At 48.6% G+C, this 17,849-nt stretch carries 16 protein-coding genes; 13 read left to right on the forward strand and 3 right to left on the reverse strand.

Annotated elements, in window-relative coordinates; all coding sequences use genetic code 11:
* Nucleotides 1–223 precede the first annotated feature (223 nt).
* From ACTOY7_RS19920 to ACTOY7_RS19930, 3 genes are all read left to right on the forward strand, one after another.
* Nucleotides 224–670 (forward strand): MarR family winged helix-turn-helix transcriptional regulator, encoded by a 447-nt coding sequence (locus ACTOY7_RS19920; protein ID WP_482672760.1) that lies wholly within the window; start codon nt 224–226, stop codon nt 668–670.
* A gap of 28 nt (nt 671–698) precedes the next feature.
* Nucleotides 699–1,349 (forward strand): YczE/YyaS/YitT family protein, encoded by a 651-nt coding sequence (locus tag ACTOY7_RS19925; protein WP_482672346.1) that lies wholly within the window; start codon nt 699–701, stop codon nt 1,347–1,349.
* Between the two features lie 198 nt (nt 1,350–1,547).
* A complete protein-coding gene (locus ACTOY7_RS19930; protein ID WP_160283439.1) occupies nt 1,548–1,901 on the forward strand; it encodes a TnpV protein in 354 nt (117 codons plus the stop codon).
* A gap of 272 nt (nt 1,902–2,173) precedes the next feature.
* On the opposite strand, the gene ACTOY7_RS19935 is transcribed toward ACTOY7_RS19930, so the two are convergent.
* From ACTOY7_RS19935 to ACTOY7_RS19945, 3 genes are all read right to left on the reverse strand, one after another.
* Nucleotides 2,174–2,704, reverse strand: a complete 531-nt coding sequence (locus ACTOY7_RS19935) for a hypothetical protein (RefSeq protein ID WP_160283437.1) — start codon at nt 2,702–2,704, stop codon at nt 2,174–2,176.
* Nucleotides 2,697–3,611 carry a hypothetical protein gene (locus tag ACTOY7_RS19940; protein ID WP_160283436.1) on the reverse strand — a complete coding sequence of 305 codons (915 nt, stop codon included), beginning with the start codon at nt 3,609–3,611 and terminating at the stop codon, nt 2,697–2,699. Before ACTOY7_RS19940 ends, ACTOY7_RS19935 begins: the two co-directional genes overlap by 8 nt.
* Before the next feature lie 68 nt (nt 3,612–3,679).
* Entirely contained in the window at nt 3,680–4,333 is a 654-nt protein-coding gene (locus tag ACTOY7_RS19945) for a sigma-70 RNA polymerase sigma factor region 4 domain-containing protein (RefSeq protein ID WP_160283435.1), read from the reverse strand.
* A gap of 527 nt (nt 4,334–4,860) precedes the next feature.
* Here ACTOY7_RS19945 and ACTOY7_RS19950 point away from each other — a divergent pair.
* The 10 genes from ACTOY7_RS19950 (at nt 4,861) to ACTOY7_RS19995 (ending at nt 17,431) form a co-directional block, all read left to right on the forward strand.
* The gene (locus ACTOY7_RS19950; RefSeq protein ID WP_160283434.1) at nt 4,861–5,274 is read left to right on the forward strand and encodes a hypothetical protein; all 414 of its coding nucleotides are present in this window, start codon (nt 4,861–4,863) and stop codon (nt 5,272–5,274) included.
* 3 nt (nt 5,275–5,277) lie between these two features.
* A complete protein-coding gene (locus tag ACTOY7_RS19955) occupies nt 5,278–5,508 on the forward strand; it encodes a hypothetical protein (protein WP_160283433.1) in 231 nt (76 codons plus the stop codon).
* 205 nt (nt 5,509–5,713) lie between these two features.
* Entirely contained in the window at nt 5,714–8,482 is a 2,769-nt protein-coding gene (locus ACTOY7_RS19960; RefSeq protein WP_482671554.1) for an alpha-L-rhamnosidase, read from the forward strand.
* Nucleotides 8,483–8,591: 109 nt separating this feature from the next.
* On the forward strand, nt 8,592–9,419 hold the full coding sequence (locus tag ACTOY7_RS19965; RefSeq protein WP_394683767.1) for an MBL fold metallo-hydrolase: 828 nt from the start codon (nt 8,592–8,594) through the stop codon (nt 9,417–9,419).
* 383 nt (nt 9,420–9,802) lie between these two features.
* Complete coding sequence (locus ACTOY7_RS19970) at nt 9,803–10,975, forward strand: CdaR family transcriptional regulator (protein ID WP_160283424.1); 1,173 nt, start codon at nt 9,803–9,805, stop codon at nt 10,973–10,975.
* Nucleotides 10,976–11,225: 250 nt separating this feature from the next.
* Nucleotides 11,226–12,617, forward strand: a complete 1,392-nt coding sequence (locus tag ACTOY7_RS19975) for a GntP family permease (protein ID WP_160283423.1) — start codon at nt 11,226–11,228, stop codon at nt 12,615–12,617.
* Nucleotides 12,618–12,653: 36 nt separating this feature from the next.
* Complete coding sequence (locus ACTOY7_RS19980; protein WP_482671553.1) at nt 12,654–13,886, forward strand: glycerate kinase type-2 family protein; 1,233 nt, start codon at nt 12,654–12,656, stop codon at nt 13,884–13,886.
* 181 nt (nt 13,887–14,067) lie between these two features.
* Nucleotides 14,068–14,382 carry a hypothetical protein gene (locus ACTOY7_RS19985; protein ID WP_482671552.1) on the forward strand — a complete coding sequence of 105 codons (315 nt, stop codon included), beginning with the start codon at nt 14,068–14,070 and terminating at the stop codon, nt 14,380–14,382.
* Between the two features lie 143 nt (nt 14,383–14,525).
* Nucleotides 14,526–15,968: a sensor histidine kinase gene (locus tag ACTOY7_RS19990; RefSeq protein WP_482671551.1), complete on the forward strand. Its 1,443-nt coding sequence runs from the start codon at nt 14,526–14,528 to the stop codon at nt 15,966–15,968.
* A gap of 20 nt (nt 15,969–15,988) precedes the next feature.
* On the forward strand, nt 15,989–17,431 hold the full coding sequence (locus ACTOY7_RS19995; protein WP_160283420.1) for a DUF6034 family protein: 1,443 nt from the start codon (nt 15,989–15,991) through the stop codon (nt 17,429–17,431).
* The last annotated feature ends 418 nt before the right edge of the window (nt 17,432–17,849 follow it).

Raw genomic sequence — 17,849 nt, forward strand, 5'->3', positions numbered from 1 at the left:
ATAGGTCTTGGCCGAAGTAATATATGGCGGCATGCTTTTGCGGAGGTATATACAGCTTTCGCAGATTTCCAATTGTAAAATCGTCCTACCAGGTAACCATACGAAAAACCAAGGGGAATTCCTGTCTATGCCGTTAGCAAAACAGGCGAAAAAGCAGCGGGAACTGCTTAATGCGCAGAGAGACAGAGATCTCTGCCGGAAAATGGCGGATGCATCCCTTGCCATGTTTGGAAAGCTGGGCATTTATATGGAAGAAAGTTTTCATTTTTTGATTATGGCAAACCATTTTATATTTCAAAAAAAACTTTTTTCGATGATCAAGGATACGGAGCTGTCTTTAGGACAGCCGAAGATACTTGATTATCTCAAAGATCACAACGGTTCAATACAAAAGGATATCTCCGCGGCGTGTCATATTGAACAGGCTTCTCTGACGTCTGTTTTAAATGGTATGGAGAAAAAAGGACTGATCGTGCGAAAAATGCAAGACGGAAACCGACGATCACTGTATGTTTTCTTGACCGAAAAAGGCGGCGAACTTGCCGAACGTATTGCGGTCGAATTTGAAAAGATCGAAAAGATGGCTATGGAAGGATTTTCCGACAAGGAAAAAGAAACGCTTATAACGCTTCTTTCCGGAATATACAGAAATATTTGCAATAACGAATAAAGGCAAACTTTTTTATGGAGGTTTTATTATGGATACAATGAAAATGACTAAATCACAGATGCTGAAAAGGTACATTTTACTTGTCATAGGACTGTTTTTTTCTGCGATAGGCGTTGCGGTTACCAAACACGGAGATCTCGGAGTTTCGCCTATTTCCTCGGTGGCAAATGTTGTTGCGGAAAGATTTCGCTTTTTTTCTTTGGGGAACTGGCTTATTATTTGGAACTGCATATTGATCCTTGGACAGATAATTCTGTTAAGGAAGAAATTTAAGCCTGTTCAACTCCTGCAAATTCCATTATCGTTTTTGTTTGGTTGGTTTACTGATTTTGGGTTATGGTGCGTTTCGTTTATTCCTGTTAACATTTATCCCATAAGACTGCTGATGGTTATGATCGGTACCGTTATCCTCGGATTTGGGATAACTCTTTGCGTGATCGCAAACGTTGTTATGAATTCCGGCGAAGCGTTTGTTAAGGCTGTTTCAGATACGATACACAAAAATTTCGGCAATGTTAAAATTGCATTTGATATCGCCTGTGTCATTATGGCTGTCTTTCTTTCATTGATATTCTTTAATCTTAAAATTGTCGGAATAAGAGAGGGAACTGTTATTGCGGCACTTTGCACTGGTTTAGTTGTGAAGTTTTTATCAAAATTACTTCTTAAAATGATGTGATATGTTGTGAACTGTAGATGTAAACATTTCTGGCAAACGCAGTATTTTAGCGGAAATGGACATCTGCTAAAATACAATATATGCGGCTGGCTCATTTGTGGTGAATGAAAAATTGCAGATGTTGTAATACAAGGAAGAAGGTGATAATCCTTTTATTCATATCTGTAAACAGTTTAGTACAAAGAAAGGCGGATGTATATGGAAATTACATACCATTGGGAAGGTGATTACTTGATTCCCGACCTCAAACTTTCGGATACAACAGAATATCATATCGGAAAGTACGGAAGAATGAAACTGCGGTTTTTGAAGGAGAATCATGGAGGCATTTATTCGTATATGATTTTGTCAGAAACATTATGGAAACATCTTGCGGAAATTGATGAAGAATGCAATGAGATGATGGACAGGCTTGTGGGGCAGATGGCAAAGAAAGAGGGTGTGACGGAGCAGTTAAAATCCGATGACTGGCTATGTTGGCTTCAGAAGATGAACAGCATCAGGAGCAGGGCGGAGGAAGTAGTGCTGCACGATTTGATATATTCCCTTTAGTATTGTTTTGGCTTTAAGTTTTGTAGCAGGAGGCGCAGATGATGTCAAGATCGCCACAGGTGAATCGGAGCCGGCGGCTCCGATTCACCTGTGGCGATCTTGACATCATCTGCGCCTCCTGCTATGAAGTGGTTAAGGGGGAACAAAGTTCCCCCCATTGCATTAAAAATACCAATGGCGGTATTCTGAAAAAATCAAAATTGGGGATTGACAGGAAATGAAAAATGGTTTATTATTGACAACAAGAAATGGGTTTTTACCGTACGGTGTTTTCACTCAAGCGGGCTGCTCGTTTCTTTTTTTATTGCCAAAATATCATACAGATACTTCCTGCCATCATTCGCATGACGGACAAGCATACTTGCTGAATAAATATTATGTCTTGCTATTTTCCCCGTTTTGTCATCATATACAGGCAATGCAAATCTGATGTAGTAGCGAAACCATCCATATACCGCATCTGTTTTGTGTTTTTCTTTCCGGTTTGCTTCATGTTTTGGATTGGCAGCTATTCTTATAAGTTCAGGAATAGCCTGCACAGCATTTGCTTTAGCCTTTGCCACAGCGCCTTTTAATGCAATACGGCTTTCTGAACTTGCGTATTCATCGGGAAAATCTGCCGAAATATATATTTTTTCAGAAGTTTCCTCAATTTCGTAAAAATCCCCGATATACCCTTTCAGGTATTCTTCGACAGCCGTCCAGTCATCCCGCACTTTTGCCTTGAAGCGGATATTGTTAATCAGAACCAGTTTTTTACCGTCCGCATCGGTTATGATATTTACATTCCTGTTTTCAATCATCTCTTTTGTTTCCTTTCTTCTTTTCCCTTGATTTATATACATTAAACTGGTTCTTGCACTTCTGGCTGCAAAATTCATTCCCTTTCCGGCTTGCGACAAAGGCTTTTTTACAATGCTTGCACATACGCATATCACTGTCCTTATCCGTGAGCATGAAGGAAAAGCACATCTGCACCATGACAAGCAGGGAGTGGAAATCCCATACGATAACGGGCGTATCCTTTTCCAGCGCAATCCGGTAAGTCGGGGCTATGCCGCCGAAAGCGGAAATGCCCTGACGGTACAGGCTGCGTGTCTGTTCGTCAATCGTATCATAATCCATGTAATAAAGGAAACTTGTCATAAAAGTAAACGCCCAGTCAGTAAATTCCTTCACAAGCCAGTCGTATCTTTCCACATATTCCTTCTGCAATCCCATCGCCACAGCCTGTGGCGCATTCCCCATAGCCATTGTAATTGCAATGCCATCACGGTCAGTCACAGACCATCCTGATTCCATGCCGTTCTTTCTGAAATCCGGCATATCAAAAGGGTAAAAATAAGAAAGATACTCATCTGTGGAGAGTGTTTCTGCTTTGATAAAGTGGTTTTTGGGCAAATATACTGATTCATAGGTTATAAAATCTGCTGTTGTCGGCAGGGCGGTCATAAAACCGAGAAAACCATATTTATGAATAAAATCAAGCACGGACATTTTCAGTTCTTCTTCCGGAGCCTTGTGCATGGCGGTAAGCCCGACATTTATGGCATCAATGACGAGCCGTTTTGCTTCCTGCATGGGACGGTACATTTCCGGTTTTGCGTCTTTGGAAACCGTTATGTAGAGGTTATTGTCATTGCCTGTCATATATTCATAGCTGCTGTACCGAATCCACGGTGCGCTGGTATGTTCAAATAAGTTTTTCATAAAAAATCTGCTCCAATCCATCAATCCTGCCACATTATCTGATGTAATATTTCTTATATTATAAACGGTTACTTGTTATCGGTCAAGCTGTCCGGTGTCCTTTTCTTCCGCGCTCCGTTTTCCAGAAAATATTTTTCGTCAAGCGTCAGCGGCAGATTGTTTTCTTTCCTGTATGTAAGTATGCCGCCGTAAAGTTTCCGCATCTTTTTCAGTGCAGTTTCCCTGATACCACGAATATTCCGGCCAGTCTGTCCGATGATCTCCGCATATTCTGCTGTGGAATAGTCACGCAGGAACAGGTAATAGAGCATATTTTTTAGATGCGGCTTTAGTTCTTTCAATATTTTTGATATATCCGCATCCGTGACAAGCTCATGTATTGTTTCAGGGTTGTCAAATATAATATCGAGGAAATCACCTGCAAGCATGAGTCTCCTTAGGATCATGTCATAGGAAGGTCTGCCGGAAAAGTACAATTCATATGCGCCCCATTCCAAAGGAACAGCAGAGCGTCCTGTCTCGTGGTCTCTTTCTTTCCGTTCCCTGTTGGTGCCCAGTTTGTCCCACCACCTGATGACTTCCTTAAAATCTTCCTCTGTCCTTACACTTTCTTCAATACGCCGGATCGCAAAAGCGCATGCTTCACGGTGGAGCATATCCCCGTCTGCTTCCGTTATGAAATTCTGCTCCCTAAATGCCGGGAGTTCAGCATATTTCGGCATTTACAGTCAGTCCTTTTCAAAAAAATAAAATTTTGTAGCTGTTTTTTCAAAAACACTTCCGTTTTTATAGCCGTTTTTCTCCTATTAGTGAAAGAGTAATTCTTTTTGACTAAAAACAATTACAAAAAAGGAGGAACAGCTTATGGAGTACGGATAAAATCAGAATCCGGTTACTAAGTGCGGAAGTCAGGGAACTTGACGGTTCCCCGAACAATTATAAGGGAAATGCGTGTGAAGCGCAAGAAAGAAAAGTATATTCATCCATTAACGCAAGATTCCCAGTTGGATGATATAAGGCAAAGCGCAGAAGAAAAGAGGCAGGCAATAATAAATTGTTACAGTATGCTCGAATGGTCGTTCCATTATTTTTCCTTACGATATCCGATATCAGACGCTGTATTACAAATATTCAAGACGCAAAAGACTTATGAAAATTTTGAAACAATAAAAAATTTTTCTAAAAAAATTGGGCTGGGCAATATTGACAATATCTACACGGAGATTTTCTGCCGGAAGCGGGTGAAACGGTGGTTCTGACGGGAGATTCCAGAGGACCTTTCGGGGAAATGAAGTATGTGGTGGAAGAGGCATTTTTAAAGAGGATTGAGTTGCCTTTTTATGGTGAGATCAAAATGGCGGAGGAGTGCGTTCTTGTGATCAACAGCCATGTAACCGAAGAAGGCCGGGAGAAAGATGGAGAGGCAATCTATCAGTGCAGAGTGGGTGTGAAGTTCTGCGTTCCCATTTCCAGTATTTCTGGACAGGGAGTGTGGATGAGCATAGATTTTGGAGAAAGTTATCAACTGTATGTTAATTTCGATGAGGGGATATCTTTGGACAATGCCGCGGATTTTATTGCTTCCATAACGGGAAAAAGCAGTCTGCCGGATATCCCTATTCCGTTTTTCGACCGGGGGCAGGGGGGCGCCCGGGCGGAATAGACCGTGCAGTGGAACATGCTGCATATCGGGGGCTTTCTTGCGATTGTCGCCGGATTTCACGGGGTGTGGAAAAATCATGACCTCAGAGTGAATATCACGGTGCCTGATCTGGAAATCAGAGGAATCTATGAACAGGAAATGGGAAAAGAGACGGCAAACGGAATTTTTCCCGGCTTTATGGACCTGGCGGTAAGATATATCCGGCTTCATGGCTATCTTCCGGAAAAGTCTTAGCTTGCCGCCACGATGGAATTTACGCTGCTTACGGCGGTCCTTGTGCTGGAGGGAATCTATGAGAAAGGAGAAGAGGGGCAGCGCAAGTGTTCTGTTAACAATGTCCGCAAAGGTTAAAGCGAGTGTCCTTGTCCGTTATTGCTTTTGGCGGAGTTTTTGATTATAGTAAATGTATGATGAAGCAGATAATATGAGGAGAAAACATATGAAGATCAGCAAAATAAAGATCAACGGAATGACGAATCCTGTGGGTTACGCGTTTGACAGTGTCCGCGCTGCATGGCTGGTGACGGAAACAGAGGCAAAAAAAGCGGATCATGTGCGGATTGAAGCCGCGGAGGATCCAGGGTTTGAGAACATCATCTGTACCAAAGAGGGATCCGCTCTGGATTCCGCGGGCGAGGAGCTGGAGATCCGCCTGAAATGCAGAACCAGGTACTATGTGCGGGTAAGCGTCAGGGGAGACAATGGGGAAGAGGCAGTCAGTGAAGAATGTGCTTATTTTGAGACTGCGAAGAGGGAGGAGCCATGGCTGGGAAGCTGGATCAAACCTCAGCCGGGAGACCGTTTCCATCCCATATTTGAAAAGACATTTTCCGCGCGGGGAGATGTGACGGACGCACGGCTGTATATTTCCGGGGTTGGAATGTACACGGCGGCATTGAACGGAGAGAAAGTAGGGAATGAGACTCTGACTCCGTATTTCAGTGACTACCACACAGAAGTCCAGTACCAGACCTATGACGTGACGGACCAGATCCGGGAGGACAACACCCTCTGCGTGGAGCTGGGAAATGGCTGGTATAAAGGGGCTTTTGGCCTTTCCTATACATCCGGCATTTACGGCAGTGAATATCAGATGATAGCGGAGCTGCATTTGAAATACGCAGACGGGTCGGAGGATGTGATCGCTTCCGATGAGAGTTGGCTTTACCGAGGCTCGGATACGGAGGACGGCGATGGGATCTATGACGGGGAGACCATCAACCGTCTGCTGTGGGAGGGCAGGGACAATCCGAAAAGGGTGCCGGTGAGCGGCGGTGTGGAAGGCTCTCTTACAGAGCGGTACAGCGTTCCGGTCACAGAGCATGAGTCCATGCCGGTACGGCAGGTCATCCATACGCCTGCAGGGGAGACCGTTCTGGACTTTGGACAGAATTTTGCAGGATATGTACAGTTCCATGCAGATCTCCCCAAGGGGACAAGAGTGGTATTGGATTTTGGCGAGATCCTTCAGCAGGGAAATTTTTACAGAGAGAATTACCGCAGGGCAAAATCCCAGTTTGTGTATGTTTCCGGCGGCAGAGAAGAAATCGTGAAACCCAGGTTTACCTTCTTTGGCTTCCGCTATGTCCGCGTGTCCGGCTGGGATGGGGAAGTGGATCCGGAAGATTTCTGCGGAAAGGCCCTCTACTCCGAAATGGAAGAAACCGGTTTTTTTGTGACAGGGCATGAAAATGTGAACCGGCTTTTTTCGAACGCGAAATGGGGACAGAAGTCCAACAGTATCGATTTCCCGACAGACTGCCCTCAGCGTGACGAGCGGCTGGGCTGGACCGGAGACGCCCAGGTATTTTCCGGCGCCGCCAGCTATAATATGAATACGGCTGCGTTTTACAATAAGTTCCTCCATGACCTGCGTACGGAACAGGTGAAGCTGGACGGGATCCTGCCGGGGGTGATCCCGGTACTGGATCCGGAAAATGCGGCTTACGCGGCGGTGTGGGGAGATATTGCGGCATTCCTTCCAACCGTGCTCTACGAGCGGTTTGCGGATAAAAAGGCGTTGGAAGCCTACTATCCGATGATGAAGGACTGGGTGGACCGGATCGACCGTGACGACTCGGCGCGGGGACATCATTATCTGTTTAACTTCAACGCTCAGATGGGGGACTGGCTGGCCTTGGACGGACGCAGCGAACAGAGTATGAAGGGTGGGACGGATGATTATTTTATCGCATCCTGTTATTATTCCATGTCTGCGAAAATGGTATCTGAGGCGGCAGAAGCGCTGGGCTATACGGAGGACCGCGCCCATTACGGCGCGCTGAGCGGGAAGATCCGCAGGGCGGTTCTTCGGGAGTATTTTACAGAGAGCGGAAAGCTGGCCGTGGATACCCAGACCGGCTATATTACGGCGCTTTACAGCGGGATCTACCGGGAGAAGGAACGTCTCGTGGAGGACTTCAGGACCCGCCTGTACAAAGACTGCTATAAGCTGAAAGGCGGGTTTGTGGGAGCGCCGCTGATGTGCAGGGTGATGGCCGAGAATGGCATGGAGCAGGAGGCGCTTTATTTCCTGACTCAGGAGGGGTATCCGGGATGGATGCACTGTATCGGCCTGGGAGCCACCACTATCTGGGAGCGCTGGAATTCGGTCCTGGAGGACGGCACCATGAGCGGCACCATGATGAATTCCCTGAACCATTTCGCGTTCGGCGCGGTTGTGGAATACCTGTACCGGGATGTGGCCGGGCTGAAAGCACTGGAGCCGGGATTCCGTAAAGCTTCCATTGCGCCGCAGATCAGTAAAAAGCTGGGGTTTGCCAGACTGTCCTATGATTCGGTATACGGAACCTTCCGGTCGGAATGGAAGATTCAGAAGGACGGCTCAGTCAACATCCTTGTGGAAGTGCCATTTGGCTGCAGCGCGGAAGTGGAGCTGCCGTATGCGCCGGCTTTGGACAAAGAAGTTTTTGAGGTGGGAGCCGGGGTACATGAGTATACCTATCAGCCGACAAAGAACATGAACGCGCTTTATGATAAGAAGACGCTGTTTGTGGAAATGGTGGACGATGAGAGGGCGATGGAAGCCATCGGGAGGCATACCCCGTTTTTGAAGCTTTTGCTGGATCAGAGAGATGAGGAGTTTCTGCATGAAAGCCTGACCGGACTGAGGGAGCTGTTCTACATGGGATTTGCGGAGGAACAGGTGGACGCGCTGGCGGAGGAATTGCTGAGGCTGGAAGGTTAGTGTAAGGCGTAACCGTACAGTGTGGCGCGCGGCCCAGGAGTGAACTGTAACTGTTTTATACTGCATGCCAGATTTCGTTGACCGTGAGTATTGGAAGGAGGTAGATAAAATGGTAAAATATTACACAGCAGAAAAGGTAACGGATGCGGTGACCTGCATCCGCAGCATGACAGGGGAGCTTCTGTATCTGATCGAAGGAGCGGCGGAAGCGCTGCTTGTAGATTCCTGCCTGGGAGTGGGGCAGCTGCGGAGGTTTGTGGAAGGGCTGACAGAGAAGCCGGTGACGGTGGTTCTGACCCACGGGCATCTGGATCATGCCCTGGGTGCGCCGGAATTTGATCGGGTATTTATGAACCATGCGGACAAGGAGCTTTATGAGCAGATGTCCCCTCTGGAACAGCGGATCGGTTATATCCGGGGCGGGCTGAACGGAAAGCTTCCGGATTTTGACGAAGCGGATTATGTACCTCCTTCGCCCATGGATTTTCAGGATTTGAAGGATGGGGACAGCTTTGACCTGGGCGGGATCCACGCAGACATCTATGGTCTGCCAGGCCATACAAAAGGCTCCATGGTCGTGCTGGTCCGTGAGGAACGGATCCTGATCCTGGGGGATGCCTGCAATAAGTCCACCTTCCTGTTTGATGAAAATACGCTTCCTGTGAGAGCCTACCGTGAGGAGCTGATCCGGATTGCGGGGCGGCTGGAAGGGCAGTATGATCGGGTGTTCATCAGCCATCATCAGATGGAGGTGCACAAAGAAATCCTGCAGAATGTGATCCAGGTGTGCGATGCCGTCCTGGCAGGGGAGACAGACGACGTGCCGTTTGAATTTATGGGGCAGCAGGCGTATATCGCGTTTTCGGCGGATGAACACATGAACCGGGCGGACGGCGTAGACGGGAATCTGATCTACAGCAAGGAAAGGCTGGGGTAATTATGATGCGGTGCTGGAGCGATGTTTCGTAATGAGATCCGAAAAGAAGAGTACATTTGTTACATGTCACACCTTGACCAATCACTACGCTGATTGGTCAGGAGGATGCACATAAAAGCTGGGATTCAGGCCGTCCATTGCCGTAGGCAATTTTAAATGACGGCCTGAGTTACAGGGCACGCCTGGACAAGGTGTGACCAGTAACGTACATTTTCCACCGATAGTGTTCACAGGCATCCAGCCCATTGACAAGCCGCCGGGGAATGAAGTAAAATCGGAGTAACTGTTTACGTCAGGATTGCGCGGCAAATACAGATGACAGCTGCAAGTCACGCCTGGTTAATGCGCGGCATGCGGCGGATAATATGGGGGCTGGGGGAAATATGTACATATCAAAAATTGCGGCACAGGCGATCGTAGAAGAGATCGGGGAGGAGATCCACGAGCATGTAAACATGATGGATGCCGAGGGCGTCATCATCGCCAGCACGAATTCCGCCAGGATCGGGCAGACCCATGAGGGGGCGCGGAGGATCATTACGGAAGGACTGCCGGAGCTCTACATTACCGGAGACATGGAGAACGAGACCACCAGGAGGGGAATCAACCTTCCTCTGATCGTGCGCGGGGAGATCGTAGGCGTCGTGGGCATCACCGGGGAAAAGGAGCGGGTCGTGGGCTACGGGAAGATCGTCCGTCGGATGACCGAGATCATGGTGACGGACAGTATCCAGAAGGATAAGAAACGCTACGACCAGAGGGTGCGTTACCGGTTTATCCAGGAATGGATCGAGAAATCCGCCGCAGGCTCCTACAGCCGGAATTTTATCGACCGGGGGAACCATCTGGGAATCGACATCACGAAGCCTTATCGGGTGATGGTACTGTATTTCCGGGACTATCAGGAGCTTTCGGATACATTGGAGGGGCAGAAGCTTCTGGAGGAGATGGAGGCCACCATCCGCCATGAGACGGACCGGAGCAGGATCCTGTATCTGAGAGTTCCGCCAAGGCAGATTTGTCTTCTTCCGAAATGCAGTGATGCTCAGATGGAGAAGACAGCAGAAAAATTCATTGGGATGATCGACAAAAAATACGGCAGAAGCGTGACAGCAGGATTTGACAGCGCGTCGGGCAGCGGAATGGATATTGCCCGGGGAGTCGCGGAGGCGGTCCGCGCGGCATCCCATGCCCTGACCTGGAAAGAAAACTTCTATTATTATGATGATCTGAATATTGAATTATTTATCAACGAGATCTCTGAAGCCACAATGACAGAATACCTGGAAAAATTATTCGGAAGGGATTTCGGGGACAAGCTGGGCGATCATATGAACCTGATCGAGCACTATTTTGCCTATGAGGGTTCTGTGGGAAAGATGGCGGAGGCGCTGTACATGCACAAAAATACGCTCCAGTATAAGCTGAAAAAGCTGTCTGCGATCACGGGAAAGGATATCCGTCAGCCTTCTAATGGGGCGATTTATTATATGGCGCTTGCATTTTATCAAAAGCTGTATATGGAGAGGATTCATTTTCATGACACGGCGGAGTGAGCAGGCCGCGGCATCGCGGTCAGGCATTGAATCATGGCGGCATGCTTCGCCTTGATCCGGTCTAACACGCGCCGAATCACAACTATATGGTACGCATAACAAAATATATAAATTTATATGTTTTGCATACTATTTACCTGAAATCCGAAATATGCTATTCTTTATATAAATAAAGCACAAAGGAAATGCAAAAACATATAATAAATTGTGCGTTTTCCACAAAGTGCAGAAGTAAAAGGAGGAATAGAGTATGACAGGAGTTCCATTTTTAATCGTGTTTGTCGTGGCTATCGTGGTCATGATCGTGATGATCAGTAAATTTAAGATCCATCCGTTTCTTTCTATTTTACTGGTTTCGCTGGTGCTGGGGCTGATCGGGGGGATTCCGTTCGCTGCGGTTACGGATGCGGACGGCAACACCATTGACGGGATCGCGACGGTGATCGGAAGCGGATTTTCATCCACATTTACCAGCATCGGTATCGTTATCATTTTCGGAGCCATGATCGGAACATTTCTGGAGGCCACCGGAGCTGCGCTGAAGCTGGCGGATATGGTGGTAAAGCTGGTAGGGCCGAAGCATCCGGAGCTGGCGATTGAGCTGATGGGGTGGGTGGTATCCATTCCGGTGTTCTGTGATTCCGGATTCGTTGTACTGAACCCCATCCGTAAGGCGATGGTGAAGCGTACAGGAGCTTCTTCGGTTGCGATGACGGTCTGCCTTTCCGCAGGTCTGTACGCGTCCCATGTATTTATCCCGCCCACGCCGGGGCCCATTGCGGCAGCGAATACGCTGGGCGCGGGGGACAGCCTGCTTCTGGTCATGGGGCTTGGCGCATTGGTTTCCATCCCTGCCCTGGCAGGCGCATGGTTCTACGCGAAGTATATCGGAGGAAAGGTGCAGTCCAATGATGAGGCGGATCAGGGCGGTGTGGTAAAGAGCTATGAAGAGCTGGTAGCCTCCTATGGAAAGCTGCCGTCCGGCTTTATGTCGCTGGCGCCCATTATCATTCCGATCATCCTGATGGCAATGTCCAATGTATCCTCAATCCTTGGATGGAGCGGCGTCCTGGCTGTGGCATGTACGTTTCTTGGGACACCGATTATCGCATTGGCAGTGGGAGTGGTGCTTGGAATCATCGTTCTGGTGCAGGCGGACATGGGAGAGAAGCTGTACGACCTGACCAATGATACCTTGAAAACCGTTGGGCCGATCCTGTTTGTGACGGCGGCAGGCGGCGTGCTGGGCAAGATCATTTCCTCGACCAGTCTGGTGACATTTATTACGGATCATGCAAATGTCCTGGAGTCCATCGGTATTTTCTTCCCGTTCCTGCTGGCAGCGATCCTGAAGTCCGCACAAGGTTCTTCTACGGTTGCGATCACGACCACCGCAGGAATCATGGCGCCTCTGATGGGCGCGCTGGGAATGGATTCTACCGTGATGTCCGTGCTTTGTGTTATGGCGATCGGAGCCGGCGCGATGACCGTATCCCACGCAAATGATTCTTATTTCTGGGTAGTGACGAACTTCGGTGAAATGACACCGGATCAGGGATATAAGACACAGACGGCGGTGACGCTTGTGGAAGGAATCTGTTCTATCGTATTTATCTTTATCCTTTCATTGTTCCTGCACTAAGGGAGCTGCCGTGATAATATCAGGAGGAAAGCAGATATGGGATTGAGAGAAGACGCGGATCGGATCGTCCGGGAATCCATCCGGAAGGTGCTGCCGGATGAGGCGGTATCCCGCGCCCTGACAGGGAAGGATTTTGGAAACGGGAGGGTCTATGTGGTGGCTGCGGGAAAGGCGGCCTGGCAGATGGCGAAAACGGCGGCGGATATCCTGGGAGACCGCATGGAGGCCGGTGTGGCCGTGACAAAGTATGATCATGTAAAGGGCGATATTCCGGGGATGAAATGCTTCGAGGCCGGACATCCGGTTCCGGATACAAATTCTTTTGCCGGAACCCAGGCCGCGCTGCGGCTGGTAGAGGATCTCCGGGAAGAAGATACGGTTCTGTTCCTGCTTTCCGGCGGCGGCAGCGCATTGTTTGAAAAGCCGCTGATCCCGGAGGAGGAGCTGGCCGATATTACGAAGCAGCTTCTGGCCTGCGGCGCGGATATTGTGGAGATTAATACGATCCGGAAGCGGATTTCCGCAGTGAAGGGCGGCAAGTTTGCAAAGCTGTGCGAACCGGCCCGGGTGTTCAGCATTGTATTAAGCGATATTTTGGGAGATCCGCTGGACATGATTGCGTCCGGCCCGGCTTATCCCGATTCTACGACCTGCGTCCAGGCGGCAGCGGTTGCGGAAAAGTATCAGCTTCGGTTAAGCGAACGGGCCAGGGAGATGCTGGGACAGGAGACGCCGAAGAGCCTGGACAATGTGGAGACGGTCATTACAGGCAGTGTGCGCGACCTCTGCAAGGCGGCGGCGGATGTCTGCCGGGAGCTTGGGTATGAACCGGAGGTGCTCACCGACCAATTGTCCTGTGAGGCAAGGGAAGCCGGGGCATTTCTCGGGGCAATCGCAAAGAGCCATCAGGACAGTGAAAAGAGCCTGGCCTTTCTGGCAGGCGGCGAGACGGTAGTTCATCTTACGGGAACGGGCATGGGAGGCCGGAATCAGGAGCTTGCCCTTGCGGCGGCCCAGGGGATTGCAGGGCTTTCGGATACGGCGGTATTCAGTATCGGAAGCGACGGGACGGACGGTCCTACCGATGCGGCCGGAGGATACTGCGATGGCGCTACAAAGGGAGCGCTGGAAGAGCAGGGAATGGATATCTATCATGTGCTGCAGCAGAATGACGCATATCACGCGCTGGAGAAAAGCGGCGGTCTGATCATCACCGGGGCAACCGGGACCAATGTGAATGATGTGGCGGTGCTGCTGATCCGGAGATAAAATAATAAAGAAACGATATCTGGCGCTGAATATAATCATATTTTACAGAAAATATCAACTCAGGAGAAAATAAAAATGAATTGTCCGTCATGATCAGCAAGTCCACATCGTTGTAAAGAAGGCACTCTAAGGGTGCCTTCTTGCTGTATCTAAAATCAAAAAAAGAGAGGACAATTCACCCATGAAACGAAATATCTATCTCATGTATGCCATTGCATTTCTGCAGGGCATGGTATTTTACGGCCCTGTTGCCACCCTTTACCGGCAGGCCGCCCTCTATTTTCTCTCCAAAATCATATTCTGGCAGGCATCCGGCTTTGTCGGTTTTCTGGCGGAACGTGTCCTGCTCACTGTGATCAGCTACGGAATGGCGGCGTTTCTGTTCGGGGCGGGGATCTGTGCGGCGGGAGCGGGATTCCTTTGGAGATTTTCCAGCCGCCTACTTTTACAAAATGGTTACAGCCATCCAATTGAAAACTCGGATCCTGTGATATAAAATAGAACTTAACTGCGGCGGCTTCCAATGCGATTCAGAATTCACTATATATTGGGCCTCATCCCCTGGTGTTCCATCCAGTTCAGGAGTTCTGTTTCTGGCTGGATAGAGTACTGGATTCATATTTGGAAAGGAACCAGACTATGAAACTGCAGACCAAGATTACGTTAGTGGCTACGATTTCCATGCTGTTTTTATCCATGGCATTTTCATTGTGGAATCTGTCGATGACCCAGCGGCAGATCATGGACAATATCCTGCTCTATGAAGCGGAGCAATTGCAGAACGACATTCGTGCCTTCGGAAAGCCATCGGGAGATGAAAATGCGCAGAGCTTACTGGAAAAGAAGTATCATGCGCAGAGCGTGTTCCGCTCCGGTCTCAGCAGAGACGCCATACTGTACTATGACGGAGAGGAGATTGACAATCGCTGTCCTTACATATTTGACATAAAAAATGCGGAAACGCTTTCCAGTCAATACCAAAGTGACGCAATTCCGGAGGGCTCCCCTGTTTCTGTGTATTTGGAAGAACTGAACGGGAAGCGGCTGCTGTTCCTCTATGAGAGCAATGGTCCCATTCAGCTGCTTCATTACCGGGATGTGACCGAAGTTTTTCATTCCGGCAGGAGACTTTTGTACCGGGGGATCGCTGTGGCGGGGATTCTCTCCGTCCTGCTGGCGGCGCTGCTGATGCTGACTATTCGGAGGATCCTGATCCCCTTCTACCAGCTGCGGGACGCGGCAAATGTGATTGCGGACGGAGATTACCAGAGACGGGTAGACCGGCCCGGGACTGACGAGATCGGGCAGGTTTCCCAGAGTTTTAACCGGATGGCGGACCGGGTCGAGGAGCACATCCATACACTGGCGGAGATGAACGAGAAGCAGAGGCAGCTCCTGGGCTCTCTTGCCCACGAACTGAAAACCCCTATGACCGGTATCCAGGGCTATGCCGAACTGCTGCAGCGGGTAGAGCTTCCCACGGGAAAGCAGTCCGACTGCCTGCATTATATTGAAGAGGAGTGCAAGCGTCTGTCCAGACTTTCTGCAAAAATGCTCCAGCTGACGGAGCTTTCTGATGAGACCGTGATCGAAAAGACCTGGCAGGCGGTGGAGGGGCTTTTCGAACAAGTCAGACAGATCACCCGTTTTCGGCTCCAAGAAAAAAAGCTCCGTCTGGAGATGGATTTGGAAGAAGGGCTACGGATGGAATGTGACCGGGACCTTCTGCTCAGCTTTCTGACCAACCTCATCGACAATGCATGTAAGGCCAGTCCGGATGGGGCCGTCATCCGTCTGATCGGCACAGGGGAAGGGCTGTTTGTGCGGGACGAGGGCTGCGGGATCCCGGAGGAGGAGATCCGGCGGGTTACGGAGCCGTTTTATATGATCGACAAATCCCGTTCCCGGAAGCAGGGCGGCGCAGGATTAGGACTTGCGCTCTGCAGCCAGATTGCAAGGCTTCATGGGGGGATACTGGATATCCAGAGCGTCCCGGGAGAGGGGAGCAGGATCGGGATGCGGATCGCTGTGGCAGGTTTTGAAGAGATTCCGGATTGCAACCGCACAGGTGGAAAAACTTGAAAATGAGAGGAGGAGGTTTGTTGAAACGAAACAGGAAGATTTTTATGCGGCGTATGCCTTTGATCCTTTGCAGTATGATATGGATGCTTATCTCTGCTTCCTGCGCGGGAAAGAAGGACAGCCTGATCGTACGTGAAAACCCCGGACCGGGGGCGGACAGCTATGGGGAGACTTTCGGGCCGGATGAAGTGGATGATGGATCCGGAGGAACAAATAAAGCGGGCAGCAATGGGGCGGATTCCCTTGCGGAGCGGCTGCAGGTGCCGGAATTATATGAAAAATCCATACAATCCGAGGACGGTACATTTCAGCTGACCTGCAATGCAGAGACCGTGGTGCCGGATGTGTCACAGATTCCGATTTATAAGGTGAGGCCAAAAGAAATTGACGGGGAGTGGATTGACTGTATAACGGAAGCATTTTTCGGCAGCTATCCGGTTTATGACGGGGCTTCCTATCTGCCGGATCCGGAGATTTATGGGAGTGATGTTGAGAATCCGATGAAAAAAAAGGAAATACATCCATGGCTGGAGGATCCGGACAATCTACCGGAAACGTCAGAATATTATAGCCACTATTTCTACGGTATCGTGGAAATGGAAGAAGATCTTTTCAGCTATAAGCTGGAACGGACAACCAACAACAGTCTGGAGGCTGAAATAGTAAGAAAAAAACCAGAAGCACTCAATGCAGTATTATATTGGGACTCCGGCTATTATGCTTCCGAGGAAACGACAACTTATCCAAGACCTTCGAAAGAAGAAGCGGAAAGGCTTGCCGGAATCACACCGGAGCAGGCTCAGGAAATGGCAAAGGAATACTTAAAAAAGCTGAAATTGGATGACTTTTCGCCTCAATATACCTGTCTGGGTGTATGTTACTATTTTGATGAATCGGGCATTAGCATGAATCACGCAAAATTTATTGATGCGGGATATCTGGTTAGTTGTACAAGGAAGGTCGGTGAAATTCCGATTACAGAAGAGGCGAAGGTTGGAAACTGGTCTGAAACAGGGTTGGATGATATTAGTATTAGTAAATGGGCATATGAAAAAGTGCAGTTTTTTGTCAATCAGGAAGGACTTCAGGAAGCCAGGCTCTACAACCTGTACCGCATGGAAGAGCAGCAGGCAGCAAGCACAGAACTGCTGGGTTTTCCGGAGGTCGCGGATCTCTTTGAACGGGCAATGCAGATGAATTATAAAGATACGGATGCTCTTCATACAGACATCCGTATTGAACGTGTACAATTGGGCTATATGCGGACCTACAACCCGGGCGTGGACAGTACCAACGGTGTGCTGATCCCGGTATGGGACTTCTTCGGGAGCACAGAATGTGTTGGGAGTAAAACGCAGGAAGAGTGGAAGGATCAGGTGTTCAAACGGGCTGAGCCCAATAATAGCCTTCTGACGATCAATGCCTGCGACGGATCGATCATAGACCGGCAGATTGGTTATTGATATCCAAACAGCTGCTATACAGGATACGTTATTGCTTCATTAAGCACAATTCAAAAAGGGGCTGTTGCACTAATATAGTGCTTCAGCCCTATTTTTGATGGAAATTTTTTCATCTAAATACAAAAAATAGAGCCAGATACTTGTAAAATCTGGCTCCTGTTGTAAAATAAAAATTATGCGAATTAATACTTTTATTTTACATAAAGATTATACTCGTTTTCCTCAAAATTATCAACTAGTTCTTCCACTGGATATTGAACATTTGATTCCAGATGATGATTCGGTTCGTTTGTTAAGTCAATTTATAGAAAGGATGTTTTTAGGCCACTTATAAATATTTTTTGACGCAAAATGGCAAAATTTCTGCATAAGAAAAACACTTATGCCAATGCTGGTATAAGCACAAGGTTTCTAACGG

This window comes from Schaedlerella sp. (assembly GCF_056796775.1).